The following is a 14677-nucleotide window of genomic DNA, read 5'->3' as shown; positions in this document are numbered from 1 at the left end:
TTAACCTTATTCTAATTCGTCGAACTCACGTTAAAATACAAAAAGTCCCTCATTTAGAGGGACTTAGTTCAAATTACTCCAAGTTGTTCAGAGTTGTTTATAAGGGGTTACTTTCCGATGCAGAACTCCCGGAATATTTTCTGGAGCGTTTCTTCTGTTGTTATCCGCTCTTCGCCGGTGATGTCGGCGAGGTGGTCGATGACCATGCGGAGGTCTTCTGCAAGGAGGTCGCCGCTGAGACCGATGTTCATGGAGTCGATGACACGCTGCAGACATTCGTCGGCACGGAGAAGGGCAGAGTAGTGGCGGGCAGAAGTTATCACGATGTCGCTCTCTGAAATCTGGGGTATGTCGGCAGCCTCTACGATGAGCTGCTCAAGCTGTGGAATGTTGGTGCCGTATTTTGCGCTGATGTCCACTGTCTTGTAGCCGGTACCGGCCAAGGAGTCAGACAACCAGTCTGATGCCAGACCGGTAGCGGCAGAAGGGGTCTTGACAGACTCGTCAGCCGAAGTCGTTTCGCCAGACTTGTCAATCTTGTTTCTCACCACGATGAGTCTCTTTCCGTCCACATGCTCCTTTATGTCGTCGATTTCAGCCGTTGTCGGCTGCCGGTCGATAAGCCAGAGCACTATCTTCGCCTCCTGCATCTTCTGGTAAGTGCGCTCTATGCCGATGCTTTCCACTACGTCGTCGGTGTCACGGATGCCGGCGGTGTCGACGAAGCGGAACTGTATGCCGTTGATGATGGTGGAGTCTTCAATGAAATCGCGTGTCGTGCCGTGTACGTCGCTCACGATAGCCTTCTCCTCATGCAGCAGGAGGTTGAGCAGCGTGCTCTTTCCCACGTTGGTGTTGCCGACGATAGCCACCGGTATGCCGTTTTTCAGTGCGTTTCCGATTTCAAACGAATGGATGAGAGATACGAGTCGCTGATGGATGTCGTTGGCAAGGGCGTATAGCTCCGTGCGGTCGGCAAACTCTAGTTCCTCGTGGTCAGAGAAGTCAAGTTCCAGTTCCAGTAGCGAAGTGAGCTTCAGCAGATGCCCGCGCAGGTCAGACAGCTCGTTGCTGAAGTGTCCCTTCAGTTGGCTGAGTGCCATGTCGTGAGTAGCCTTGTTGGTAGAGCTGATGAGGTCAGCCACGGCTTCAGCCTGCGAGAGGTCCATCTTGCCGTTGAGGAAGGCACGCTGAGTGAACTCACCCGGTCCGGCAGCCGCGCAGCCGTTCTCTATCAGCAGCGTCATCACCCTCTGCAGTATATACGCCGAGCCATGACAGGAAATCTCCGTGGAGTCTTCGCCCGTGTAAGAATGAGGAGCACGGAACACGCTCACCAGCACTTCGTCCACGGTCTCTCCCTTCCCGTCGGTTATCCTGCCGAAGGCGATGGAGTATGGCGCTCTGTCGTGCAGCTGCCTGTCGGTTTTTCCCGCCGGCGAGAAAATCTTTTCCGTTATCTCAATCGCCTCATTGCCAGAGACTCTTATTATTCCTATCGCACCGCCCTGTGCGGTGGCTATTGCGCATATCGTTGGGTCGTTATTCATTTTTTGTCTTTTAATAAGTGCAAATGTACGCTTTTTTATTTAATTTTGCACTCGATAAAGAATATGACTTCCATAATAAGAGAAGAAATGTTTTTTGGGATGGTCATTTCAATAGGATAAAGAAAACAAACAACGGTAACGATACAGCACGTGGATTTACATATATTCAACCCCGAACACGATATAGCACTCGCTTATGACGTGCCACACCTCACGATACCCCATGTGGCTCAGGAGATGCGTATGAATCTTGGTTTTCTGCCCGCTTTCTGGGCGAAAGATGGAGATGCCGTCCTCGTTGACGACATCAAATATGCCCTGAAAGCATCCAAACAGTATAAGGGGATGATTGCCGACGTGCTGTTCGTGGAGAAGACCGACCTCGCCTCGCTGCCCCTTGATGGCGTGAAGCCCTGGGGATGGGACTGCAGGGTATGTGCGGAACTCGCCGAAAACGGAGTCGCCGCCGACATCCTGCCCACCGAGGGACAGCTTGCCGACGTGCGCCGCTTATCAGACCGCGAGCAGACGAAGGAAATGCTGCACGCGGTGAGAAAAGGAATTGAAGGCGATACCTGTGGCGAGAGCTTCGTGGCTACTGCCATGGATGAGGCCTGCAGCATCATCCGCCAGCTGGGCAATGCCGTGGTGAAAGCCCCGTGGAGCTCGTCGGGCAGGGGAGTGCGCTATGTCAGCGACGCTGCCGACCAACCCAAACTGTCATGGATAAGACACACGCTGCAACACCAGGGCAAGGTGATGATAGAACCCCGCTATAACAAGATGTGCGACTTCGCCATGGAGTTCGTCTCCACTCCCGATGGAGGCGTGAGATATTGCGGACTGTCGGTGTTCAAGACCCTCAACGCCCAGTATACGGGCAATGTGGTGGGCAGCGAGCGGTTCAAGCGCGACATTCTCAGCCGCTATGTCAGCGAGACGCTTCTCGACGACATAGCCAGTCGTCTGGAGCAGAATCTCACCGCCATGCTCTCCGGACGCTATGCGGGAGAATTCGGCGTCGACATGATGGTTGTGGCTGGAGCCGAAGGCGACAGGTTCCTGCTCCATCCGTGTGTGGAGATAAACCTGCGCCGCACGATGGGCCATCTCGCCCTCTCGCTCTATGGCGGTGATGACGAGCACGCACGGTTGATGAGCATCGTACACGACGTGAACTACCAGCTGAAGCTGCAACGCATCGAAGGCGAATACGTCAACGTGTTGTAAGGCGAAACAGACAATCACTAACAAATCAAAATAGCATAACCGATTATGAAAAGAAAGCACCTTCTGCTGATGATGCTCGCATTGCCTATGGCAGCGCTGGCACAGTACAAGTCGCAGGTGTGGAGCCCAGACAATGGCAACGGCACCTACACCAACCCCGTTATCAATGCCGACTATAGCGACCCCGACGTGTGTGTCGCCGGCGAAGACTATTACCTCACGGCAAGTTCTTTCAACTGCATCCCCGGTCTGCCCATCCTCCATTCCAAGGATCTGGTAAACTGGGAGATAGTAGGCCATGCCGTTAAGGAACTGGAGCCGAAGCAGGAATTCGACCGGCCATCCCATGGCAACGGCATCTGGGCACCGTCAATACGCTATCACAACGGCGAGTTCTATATCTATTGGGGCGATCCCGACTATGGCGTGTTCATGGTTAAGACCAAAGACCCGGCCGGCGAATGGTCGAAGCCGCTGTGTGTGATTCCGGGCAAGGGACTGATAGACACCACACCACTCTGGGACGACGACGGCCGCTGCTATCTCGTCAACGCATACGCCAACAGCCGTTCGCGTTTCGCCTCCGTAATCGCTATCCGTGAGTTGTCTGCCGACGGTACTAAACCCATCGGCAACCCCGTGATTATCTACGACGGCAACGGCACCGAGAGCCGCACTTGCGAAGGACCGAAGATATACAAGCGCGACGGATGGTATTGGGTGATGTTCCCTGCCGGCGGTGTGCCTACTGGCTTCCAGGTGGCGATGCGCTCCAAGAATCCGTTCGGTCCATACGAGAGCAAGGTGGTTCTCGCCCAGGGCAAGACAAAGATAAACGGTCCTCATCAGGGCGCATGGGTACACACCAAATTCGGCGAAGACTGGTTTCTGCATTTTCAGGACAAGGAAGCCTACGGCCGCGTGGTGCATCTGCAGCCTGTGACATGGAAGGACAACTGGCCTGTGACGGGCATCGATAAAGACGGCGACTACTGTGGCGAACCCGTCACGACATACCGCAAGCCGAAGACCTCAGGCAAGGTGCAGGTGGTGAATCCGGCAGAGAGCGATGAGTTCAGCGACACCAGACTCGGACTGCAATGGCAATGGCATGCCAACTACAATGAGACCTTCGGTATGCCGACAGCCTTCGGTTCGTATAGAGTATACACCCACAAGGTGTCGGAGAAATTCCAGAACCTCTGGGAAGTGCCTAACCTGCTGCTGCAGAAGACACCAGCCGACAAGTTCACAGCCACCACCAAAATCCGTTTCACATCAAAAGACCAGAACCAGACCGGCGGACTGCTGATGATGGGTCTTGACTATTCTGGCCTTGTGGTGAAGCGAGTGGGTAATGATTTCCAGCTCCTTCAGATTTCATGCAAGAGCGCCGACAAGGGCAAACCGCAGACAGAGCAGCTTATCGCCACACTCAAGCCAACGGCAGTAGACCAGATAGACTATCAGCCAGGCACTCACATCGACATCTATATGCGTATGAGCGTGAACGATGGCAAGATGCATTTCTCTTACAGTCTCGACGGCAAGAAGTACACCAAGTGTGGCACCGAGTTCACCATGCGCGAAGGCAAGTGGATAGGAGCCAAGATAGGCTTCGTGGCATACGAGCCAGGACAGAAGACCAACCGTGGCTGGATTGATGCAGACTGGTTCAGAGTGACCAGAAAGTGAAAATGAGATCTGTTGGAAAGGCATTCCTGTAATGCCGCAATACATAATTGACAAAGCAGAAACCGTGTCGGAAAGAAAACCGGCACGGTTTTCTTTTTAATTGTTTTCATCTCTGTTATCTGTGGGAAAATGTGATTTAAACTAATTTTACTTCAATTATTGATAAATTTAGTTAATGAGATTTAAATTAATGGAGAAAGATAAAAATAAACTCTAATAATTGAAAAAATGTGTATATCTTTGTTGATATATCATTTACCAGTAAGTTACAAGAATATAATAAGGTTATGAGAAAACATTTGTCATTACTGCTGATAGCCCTCGTGTTGCCCTTGTTCACATGGGCACAGGAAAAGCTGTCGGTATCGGACTTCTATTGCAATGAGAAAGGCATGGAGGCCATGCTTGCTGAGACACAGAAGCTTGACCCCAACGGACAGAAATGTGCCATAATAAAAGTGGTGTCCACTCCACCGCTGAAGGGTCTCGCCTTTGACACCGGACAACTCCAGGTGATGGGCGTGTTGGAAAAAACAGCTGAGACCTGGGTTTATGTGCAGAAAGGCATAAAGAAAATCCAGATTCAGCACCCACAGCTTGGTATCACGGAATACCAGATACCAATGTCGATAAAGGCCGGACGCACATACACGATGAAACTCACGGGTGACATGGTGCAGACGTTGACCTTCAACGATTCGAAGAGTCAGGAGTTGGTGATGAATGTGTCGCCAAGCGATGCCGAAGTGATAATAAATGGCACTGTAGAAACGGCACAGTATGGTGTGGTGAGGAAGCGTCTCTCCTTCGGTACCCACAGATATATCGTAAGGGCAAAAGACTACTACGAGCAGCAAGGTACAATAACTATCAACGACCCCAAAATGCCGCAGGAACTGTCAATCAACCTCAAACCGAAATTCGGTTGGCTGCGTTTTGACAATTATTATGCAATGACCGACGCCAAACTTTACATCGACTTCAAATACTATAGCGGCATTACCGATGAAGCAATACGTATTGGCAGCGGCAGACATGCCATCCGCATAGTGAAACCTCTATATGAGACTTACGAGGAGGAAGTTGACATCACAGACAACGATACTACGGCTGTCAGTCCTGAGCTCGTGGGCAACTATGGCACGGCATCACTCACGGCAAGTAGTCCGGAGACAGAAATATGGATAGACAACGAGCTGAGGGGCAAGGGCAAAGTGGATGTGGATCTTGGTGTGGGCAGGCACGAAGTGATGTGTAGGCGTAAGAGCCATCGATGCGTCACACAAGAGATTACAATAAGCAAGGACAACATGCTAACCGCCAATCTGCTCGCTCCGGAACCGATATACGGAAGCATAGACATCAAGTCGTCGGAACAGGCTCGCTTCACCATAGACGATGGCGACAGGTCAGACCCTACTTCTGAATTCCGTTCCGACAAGGTGCTCATAGGAGCGCATAAAGTGGAGGTGCAGAAAAAGGGTTTCAAGACGGAAACACTATATATAGATGTGGATGAAGGCAAGACGGTGGAGAAAAGCGTAAACATGCTCGCCATAGCCACTGTGACTTTCGATTCCAACCCACAGGGCGCCGATTTCTATATCAATGGCGAGCGTATGTCTGCCACGCCATATACAACAGACCTGAAGTCGGGCGAGTCATACCGAATCGGATTTTTGGCACCTGGCTACTATCCTTGGAACGGCACCCGTTCTTTCAACAAAGACGAGGTGTTCAATAAGAATCTTGCCAAGAAATTCTATCAAAAGAACCGTTATTATTTCGACCTCGGTTATCAGGTGGGCGCTTTCAATGCCCCGTATGCAGCCATGGGATTCTATGCGAGCGGCTTCAACGGTGAGTTTGGTGTGAAATACGGATTGAAGAAGAGCGATGTGATGTATTTCATTCCTAACGACAACTCTGGTAATGACTATGAGGAAAAACGTGTACAACCGTTGTGCTTTGAAGGAAAAATTGGTTACGGCATAGTGCTCGGACATGAAAAGTTTGTAAACCGACTGCTGCTTACACCTCAGGTGGGCGTTTCTTATACATCAGTGTTAAGCGACAAGAAGGATGTTTCATCAGACAGCAAGGTCGTGACCTATGCATTGTCGGGAGTTGCCGCTCTCCGTCTGCAATTTGCCATCTGCCGGGGTGTAGCAATCAGCGTGACGCCAAGCTACAGTTATCCGATAAAGAAGGGCATATTGTATGAACAGATGGAGAAACTCTCTGATGATATAAAGGGTTGGAGCTCAGGAATGAACTTCAGCGCATCGTTGAACTTCTATTTCTGATTTCGTCCTTATTCTACAACAAATTATCTAAATATAAAAGAATGAAAACAAATCTATATTCAATCACAGCCGTCACAATAGTTGGCGCATTATGCCTTTCGCTTGGCTCCTGTTCGGAATCGGCAGAGCTTGGCGACGGGAAATATACCGTGTCACTGAAACCACACAAACTGAGTATCGAATCTACGGGAAGTACATATTTGAAATCTCAGACCGATGATGACGGCAATTTCTCTGGTTATACATTTGAATGTCCCACAGGGGGATGGCAAGTCACATATGGTTTTAAAATCACAGCCGAGGAAACACCGTGGGCATTCAAAGGTATACCAAATTGGATTAAAATTTCCCCATCAACGGGAAGTTCAAGTCAAAACATAGAAATGGTAGTGGAGGCTAATACTCCGACAAAAACAGAGAGGACTGCAAGCATAACTCTCGAATCTACAGATCCGGAATGGGAATATTCAATACCTATCAATATGACACAGGCGGCTATGTCACCAGTATTATACAAGGAGACACAGTTCGGCAATTTCAGTTCAGAAGGTGAAACACATGACTGCACATTTTCTGCTAACTTTACTCCCTCAATTGCCTACGAAGGAAATGATGGTAACTGGATAACAGCAACAATAGAGGAAAACGGCAAAGAATACAACCATCTGCCTGGATATACACTTAATGTGACAACAAAGCCCAATGAGGAAACGACCAGACGTACAGGCTATGTTTTGTTGCAATACAAAGGAAATACAGTCGGTAATTGCGAGGTGTGCCAATATGGATTCACGCCATATGTGTCATCCATAAGTAAAACGACCCTATATATGGACAAGAATGGTGGGACAAGTACAATTACTTACAAAGCCAATTTCAAACCGACAATACAGTGTGAGTACATGACTGACTGGGGTGAGGCAAGCATTGATACGGACAACAGTACCATAACGGTTACCGTCCAGCCGTATAGTGGCAATGGTTCAAGACGGTTGGGATATTTGTATATGATGTACAAGAATAAGAAAATTCAAACAATAGATATCTATCAATATGGATATTAAAATATAAAATAATAAACAGAACAAGTTATGAAGAAAATCATCACTATCCTGCTCATGCTGGCAATGGTAATGCCCATGGCAGTGGCACAGAACAAGCTTCTTGAGAAAGCTCAGAAGAAGGAGTACAAAGCAAAGATAAAGGAATTCAAGAAGGAAGGCTGGAAGCTCTACGGCAGCAGCCGCACTATTGAAGTGGCTTTGCTAACACACTACGACAAGCTCCGTCAGCTTGGTGAGAATGGTTACGAGGTGATGGGCGAGGCAAGCAGCTTCAAGTCGAAGAACGTTGGTAAACAGATGTCTATCAACAATGCCTGCAACATCTACTCACGCAATGCCGGTAGCCATGTAAAGGGGCGTGTGGTAAGCGACCTTGCAGGAGATGCCAACAATACTGATGCAGAGTTTGAGCACTTCTACGCAGCATACGAGACTCTCGTGGAAAAGGAAATAAAGGGCGAGATGCAGGAGTCGTTCTCCGTAATCAAAGACAACAAGGACGGCACATTCAGTATGCAGACTTTCTTCATCATCAACGAGGACGCTGCCGTAAAGGCACGCATCCGGGCAATGGAAAACGCCATGAAGGAGAGTGAGGCTGCACAGAAGTATGCAAAGAAAGTGAGCGACTTCGTGCGTGAAGGCTTCGAGGCAGAAAATAACAACGAATAGTAATACCGGAATTGGCAAGCAACAAAGAATGACGAGATTTTTATTTCTTATATCATTGTGTCTCTCAGTCATGGGTATTCAAGCCCAAGACTGGGAGACTGTCAAATCAAGTAAATTGTTTCTTTATGGTGAGGGATACGGTGCTTCTTTGGATGAGGCAGACCGACAGGCACTCTCCGATCTTATCAGCAAGATATCCGTAAACATTTCCAGCGTGACCCAACAGAAGGAGGGGGAGACATCGCGCAACGGAAAGATTGAGACAAACAGCGATTTCAGTTCCAGCATACAGACCTATTCGCAGGCTACGTTGACAAATACGGAACGCGTAGTGCTCCACAACGAGCCTGACGCTCATGTGGGTAGATGGATAAGAAAGTCGGAGATACAGAAAATTTTCGAATCGAGAAAGCAGAAGATTACGGAACTTGTGGGCAATGCCGTAAAGGCAGAGCAGAACATGAAAATTGACGATGCCCTGCGGAACTACTATTGGGCCCTTACGCTTCTGCGCTCGTTGCAATATCCAAACGAGATGGCATATACCGACGACAACGGAAGTAAGCATGTTATGGCGGTATGGATTCCGGAGCAAATGAACAGAATTTTCGATAACATCAAGGCTACTGCTGAGAAGAGCGATGACGGAGAAACGGAACTGAGGTTTACATACAACAGACAACCAGTGGCATCCGTGGATTATTCGTATTTCGACGGACGTGACTGGAGCAGCATATATAGTGCGAAGGACGGCGTGGGAGTGATAGAATTGCCGGAAGGACTGAAGCCCAAGCAGTATCAGATAAAATACGAGTTTGAATATCGTGGCCAGGCTCACATCGACAAAGAGATAGAGAGCGTGATGAATACTGTGAGGAGTATGCCGATGAAGAAGGCATATGCAAGTATAAAGGCTGCAAAAGAAAATGAGGCGACAGACGAGTCAGTCTGCATTGCGCAGCAGCCACAAACCAATGCCATGTTGGAACTGCCGGAAGAGGGATGTCAAAAATACCTTGACGCAATACAGAATGTGGCAAGCAGCATAAGGAGAAAGAACTATGACGTGAGTGATGAACTTTTCACCGAGGAAGGAAAGAGCATATACAACAAACTGATAAAATACGGTTCAGCCCAGATTGTGGGAACACCAGGCATAAAGGTTTACCAAGACGGTGACAACGTAGTGGCAAGGGGGTTGCAGATGGCTTTCTCGTTCAAGAACGGACTGCGCAAATCATTTGTCGAGGACATGGTGTTTACTTTTGACAAGGACGGAAAGATTTCGAATATAGCCTTCGGTCTCGGCAAAACGGCAGAAGAGTGTATCCTCAGCAACCCTAACTGGCCTGAGACGGCACGCAAGACAATTGTCAGTTTCATGGAAAACTACAAGACTGCATACTCGCTGAAGCGTCTCGGCTACATCCGTGATATCTTTGACGACAACGCCATCATCATCACTGGACGGGTTTCAAAACAGTCAACGATGTACAAGAGCCGCGAGGGGGCAGCTCATATCACCAACAACGACATCATCACATACAACCGCCAGACGAAGGACGAATATCTGAACAACTTGGCGAGATGTTTTGCAAGTAACGAGTTCGTGAACATCAGATTTACCGATACCGATGTGATGAAGCCGGGCAAGGGCAAGGAAATGTATGCCATCCAGATAGCACAGGACTACTACTCGACAAATTACGGCGACCACGGATACCTGTTTTTGGAGATAGACATAAACAACCCGCAGCGCCCACTTATAATCTTGCGCACATGGCAACCGAAGAAAGACCCTAACTTCGGAATTTACGGTCCGAGTGACTTCTAAAATTCTTGAGCAGTCATTATCTTATATAACAGGCTAAAATCCAAGATATGAAAAAAGTGATTGTCTTATTGCCGCTCATTGCATTTGCCCACGGTACGTTAATGGCACAAGACATTGAGGGATTCAGGAAGGAAAGAGAGCGGATGATTGCCGACTATAACGGATTCAGAAACGACATCATCAGTAACTATGCTCATTTCCTGGGTGAGGCATGGGAAAAATACAAGGCTTTTAAGGGAGAGAAACGTTTTCCAGACAAGAAACCCTCTACGCCGCAAAAGGCTCCAGACGGAAAGGAGGGGCAACACTCCGTTCCCAAGGACATTACTCCGCAAGTAACCATACCCATGCCGCCAGAGCCAGATCGTTCACCGATAGGGAAAGGCGTGCCTACTGCTATCGACCCGATGGCAGAAAAGATAGCTTTTCCGTTTTACGGCATAAGAATGAAGGCAACGAAGATAAAAGTTAGACCACTTGCTTCGGCAAGGGAAAAGGACATCAGTGAATGTTGGACGTATATGCAGGATGATAGAGTTTACGACAAAGTAGCCCCATCGTTGAAGCTATTGATACGTGGAGCCGAACTGTCCGACTGGCTCGTGTTTGTCCTTGTAAGGCACTATGCCGATGCCATATGTCCCAACGACCCGAACACAGCCATAACCCTTTCCCACTATATATTGGCAAATATGGGCTTTGATATCAGACTGGGCAGGACGGGTAATGATTTGGTGTTGCTCGTTCCTTTTGAGCAGATGTTGTATTCCCGTAGTTATCTTGAAATCGACGGAAGAAAATACTTTGTGTTTTTCAATGATACGACGACAACGGGTCTGGAGATAGGAGGTATCTCTACTTGCGCCATACCTAGAGGCACAAAACTTGGCAAGACGATAAACCTTACCTTGATTGCTCCATATATGGATACGGGCAAATCAAGACCGTTTGAACTGACTGCCAACGGCATCACCGTGAGTGGAAGCATTGACGAGATGGCGAAGAATATCAGCAAGGAGTTCCCACAGACTGATATACCGGTATATGCAGCATCATGTTTGGACAGTAAGTTCAGGAAGCAACTCGTTGAACAGATAAAAGAACAGGTAGGCGGCATGTCGCAGAAGGATGCTGCAAATGCAATACTGAGGTTCATACAGTTAGCTTTCAAATACAAGACTGATGTTGAACAGTTCGGATACGAGAAGGCATTCTTCGTTGAAGAAAATTTCATTTATCCTGCCAACGACTGTGAGGACAGAGCCATCCTCTTCGCATTTCTTGTGAGAAACATCCTGCACCTTGACGTGCATCTGCTTTTTTACCCAGGGCATGAAGCCACGGCTGTGGCTTTCACTGATGCCGGCATAAATGGTGACGGATATATGTATGAAGGTAAGCGGTTCACCATCTGCGACCCTACATATATAATGGCATCTGTTGGACAGTGTATGCCTCAATACATGGATGTGAAGCCAAAGGTGCAACTGTGGTAGAGCAATTATTAAAAGGACAATATAACTTATGTCAAAAGGCTCGAAGATAATTCTTCGAGTTTTTTTGTGCGTCCGCTCGGCATGAGCATTATTTGACAAACCTCTGTATACGGAATCGCATGTACTGAGGTATGAGAGAACGGTAAACACGAAAATAGATAATAAATACCTGTGATTAGTGTTTGCCTCCAACTTCAATTAATTGTCTTATTTATAGTCAAAAATGGCTGTTTATACGTCATATCCTTGCGCTTCTTAATTAAAATACATAAATTTGCAGACAATTCGTCAATATGGCAGCATGTGGGATACATGCGAAACAAAAGTATAAACAAAAGGGAAAACGTTATGAACAGATTACTTACCACATCGTTCGTTTTAGCCGTCGCGGCAGGCATGGTATATACAGCATTTGCCACCGATGACAACAAGGTCTTAGTAGGCAAAATACAAACCGCCAATCCGGCCAAAGACAGTAAGGCATTACGCCTGGAATACCGTCCTGCGCCATTTCCGTCGAGCATGCCCCGCACCATCCGTCGTGCCGATGCCAAGGGAGTGAAGGCAGACTTCAGTGTGAAGAACGCCGCGACAGGGCAGGAAACGGTATGGGCAGAGAACTTCGACAACGGTACGCTTGCCGACTGGACCCAGGACAATGGCGAAGGCAACAACGTGACCTTTACCCTGAAGCAGCCCTCCGGCGACAAGGCATTCACGGGCATCGACCCCGACGATAAAGCATCGCTGCATATCGACGGACCATATAATATCGTGCGCCGCACCATCGGCACGATAACGAGCAAAGACATCGACGTGCCCGCCAATGCACAATTTCATGGATACGTATACTTCGACACTATGTGGAACGAATACGCCACTCTGACAATCAGTGCTTCAGCCGACGGCTTCGCCACTCAGACAGACCTCTGGAAGAGCACGAGCGTTGCCGACAAGGGAAGCGCATGGCGAAAGGTGGATGCCGACCTCACCGAATTTGCCGGCAAGACGGTGAAGCTGCGCCTCACCTACGGTCCGGGAACCGACGATGGCTTCAACGTTGGCGGATACCTCGGCGACTTCTATGTGGACGGACTCACGGTGAGCAGTATGACCACCATCGACCAGATTGCCGTGAAGACAGGCGAGGAGATACAGTTTGCCGACCTCACCGCCGGCACCCCGGAGTCGTGGGAATGGACATTCCCCGGCGGCACGCCGGAGACCTCGACCGACCAGAACCCTACCGTATATTACACCAAGCCCGGCAACTACGACGTAACGCTGAAAGTGAAAGCCGGCGATGAAGAAGACGAGGTGACCAAGACAGCCTTCGTAAGCGTTGAAGGACAGGAGCCGACGGCACAGGTGGGATGGCCGGCAGAATTCCGCGATCTCACCACGAGGATGCGTATGATGGCACCGCTCGCCACCGTGCATTACACCGACCGCTCTACAGGATTTCCCGACCAGTATTCATGGGCGATATATTCAGAGTATGAACTGAAAAACAACACCGACCCTATATTCACGCCAAAGGGTATATTCACTACAAAGGACGTGGATTTCAGTCATGAGAAGATGAACAAATGGTATGTAACACACATCGCCCAGAACGAGACCGGCTACACGTTCCAGGACGACAGCGTACAGGTGCAGTTCGACGGCTACATCACGAATTTCGAACCCAAGGACGGATATCAGACCAATTTCACCGATGGCAACCTTACCCTGCCGGGAGCCAACAAACTCGGCATCACGGCATGGGCAGAGAAATTCTCGAAGCCGTCCACGCCGATGCTCCTCACCGGTATGTATGTCAACTTCACCAAAGCCTCGGCAGAGGAACTGACAGACCAGATTGCAAATGTGTCGTTCTCGCTCTATACATCAAAAGACGGACTCCCCGACCAGAAGATAGACCTGCTCGACACGTGGACGATGACAGAACTGAACTATGCGCTGACTACCAAAGACGGAGTGGTGGAAGTGCAGCTCAGCAAGGATTATGTCATCAACGATGAGTTCTTCGTTGTCATCGACGGCATTCCGGAGAAAAACGACGCTATGGAATGCGCCTTCGCAATGGCTCCGATGCGCGACCACGGCAACACCGCCTATATGCTGAAGAATGGAGAGTGGCGCCCGCTGACGGGCTATTTCCAGGCTGCCCCTGGCGGACAGACATCACTCGCCGTATTCCCGGTGGTGAAACACTCCGTGATGGTGTCGGCGAAAGTCAGCGACAAGGGAGAAGTGACGGTAGACAACGACACAGTGTTTGTGGACAAAGAAGCCGGAGTAGCCACAAAGACCATCTTCTCGAAGCTCGGATGGAAGACGGCAACGTCGGACGAACAGTGGTGTAAGGTGGTCAGCGAGCCAGGAGAATATACCGCCGACGACCTGCAGATAGAGTATTCCGCATTGCCTGTCGGCATTGACAAACGGGATGCCACCATCACCATCACCGATGGAGTGGGAGAGATGAAGATTGTCTTGGTTCAGGAGAACAAGGTGGTGTCTGCCATCAACGACGTCTCTGCCGGCGCTGCTCTACAGGGCAAGGAGGTTTACGACCTCAATGGCATGCGCATAGACTCCTCCGTCCTGCCGAAGGGTATATATATTGTGAGAGACGGCAAGACCATGAGGAAGGTCGTGAGATGATGCAGGCCTGGCATCTCCTATGCGAGATTTTCATTCCATGAATGCTATGGTAGAATTTTATTATCTGCAAAACAAAGATAATCCAAAGGTTTATCGATAATAATCAGGGCTGAACTTCTATTATGAATAATCAGGGCTGAACTTCACTGGTATGGAGTTC

At 49.1% G+C, this 14677-nt stretch carries 9 protein-coding genes; 8 read left to right on the top strand and 1 reads right to left on the bottom strand.

What is annotated here, in order from left to right; all coding sequences use genetic code 11:
- Positions 1-107: 107 nt before the first annotated feature.
- Positions 108-1550, bottom strand: a complete 1443-nt coding sequence (mnmE, locus tag QVO99_RS09700) for a tRNA uridine-5-carboxymethylaminomethyl(34) synthesis GTPase MnmE (protein ID WP_022317414.1) — start codon at positions 1548-1550, stop codon at positions 108-110.
- A 150-nt stretch (positions 1551-1700) separates the two neighbouring features.
- Here mnmE and QVO99_RS09695 point away from each other — a divergent pair, with 150 nt between their 5' ends.
- The 8 genes from QVO99_RS09695 to QVO99_RS09660 all read left to right on the top strand — a co-directional run bounded on the left by QVO99_RS09695 (position 1701) and on the right by QVO99_RS09660 (position 14517).
- Positions 1701-2780, top strand: coding sequence for a hypothetical protein (locus tag QVO99_RS09695; RefSeq protein ID WP_022317413.1), 1080 nt, complete (start codon positions 1701-1703; stop codon positions 2778-2780).
- 45 nt (positions 2781-2825) lie between these two features.
- Entirely contained in the window at positions 2826-4475 is a 1650-nt protein-coding gene (locus QVO99_RS09690) for a glycoside hydrolase family 43 protein (protein ID WP_022317412.1), read from the top strand.
- Positions 4476-4762: 287 nt separating this feature from the next.
- A complete protein-coding gene (locus tag QVO99_RS09685) occupies positions 4763-6781 on the top strand; it encodes a PEGA domain-containing protein (RefSeq protein WP_022317411.1) in 2019 nt (672 codons plus the stop codon).
- A 41-nt stretch (positions 6782-6822) separates the two neighbouring features.
- Positions 6823-7845 (top strand): BACON domain-containing protein, encoded by a 1023-nt coding sequence (locus QVO99_RS09680; RefSeq protein WP_022317410.1) that lies wholly within the window; start codon positions 6823-6825, stop codon positions 7843-7845.
- Between the two features lie 27 nt (positions 7846-7872).
- Positions 7873-8517: a hypothetical protein gene (locus QVO99_RS09675; protein WP_022317409.1), complete on the top strand. Its 645-nt coding sequence runs from the start codon at positions 7873-7875 to the stop codon at positions 8515-8517.
- Between the two features lie 70 nt (positions 8518-8587).
- Positions 8588-10351, top strand: a complete 1764-nt coding sequence (locus tag QVO99_RS09670; RefSeq protein WP_288177139.1) for an LPP20 family lipoprotein — start codon at positions 8588-8590, stop codon at positions 10349-10351.
- A 47-nt stretch (positions 10352-10398) separates the two neighbouring features.
- A complete protein-coding gene (locus QVO99_RS09665; RefSeq protein WP_022317407.1) occupies positions 10399-11847 on the top strand; it encodes a hypothetical protein in 1449 nt (482 codons plus the stop codon).
- 348 nt (positions 11848-12195) lie between these two features.
- Positions 12196-14517, top strand: a complete 2322-nt coding sequence (locus QVO99_RS09660; protein ID WP_022317406.1) for a PKD domain-containing protein — start codon at positions 12196-12198, stop codon at positions 14515-14517.
- Positions 14518-14677: the final 160 nt, after the last annotated feature.

The sequence above is a fragment of the Prevotella sp. CAG:592 genome, from assembly GCF_000436015.1.
Taxonomy (GTDB): Bacteria; Bacteroidota; Bacteroidia; order Bacteroidales; family Bacteroidaceae; genus Prevotella; species Prevotella pectinovora.
Note: the sequence above shows the minus strand (reverse complement) of the source record. Positions and strands in the feature narration are given on the sequence as shown.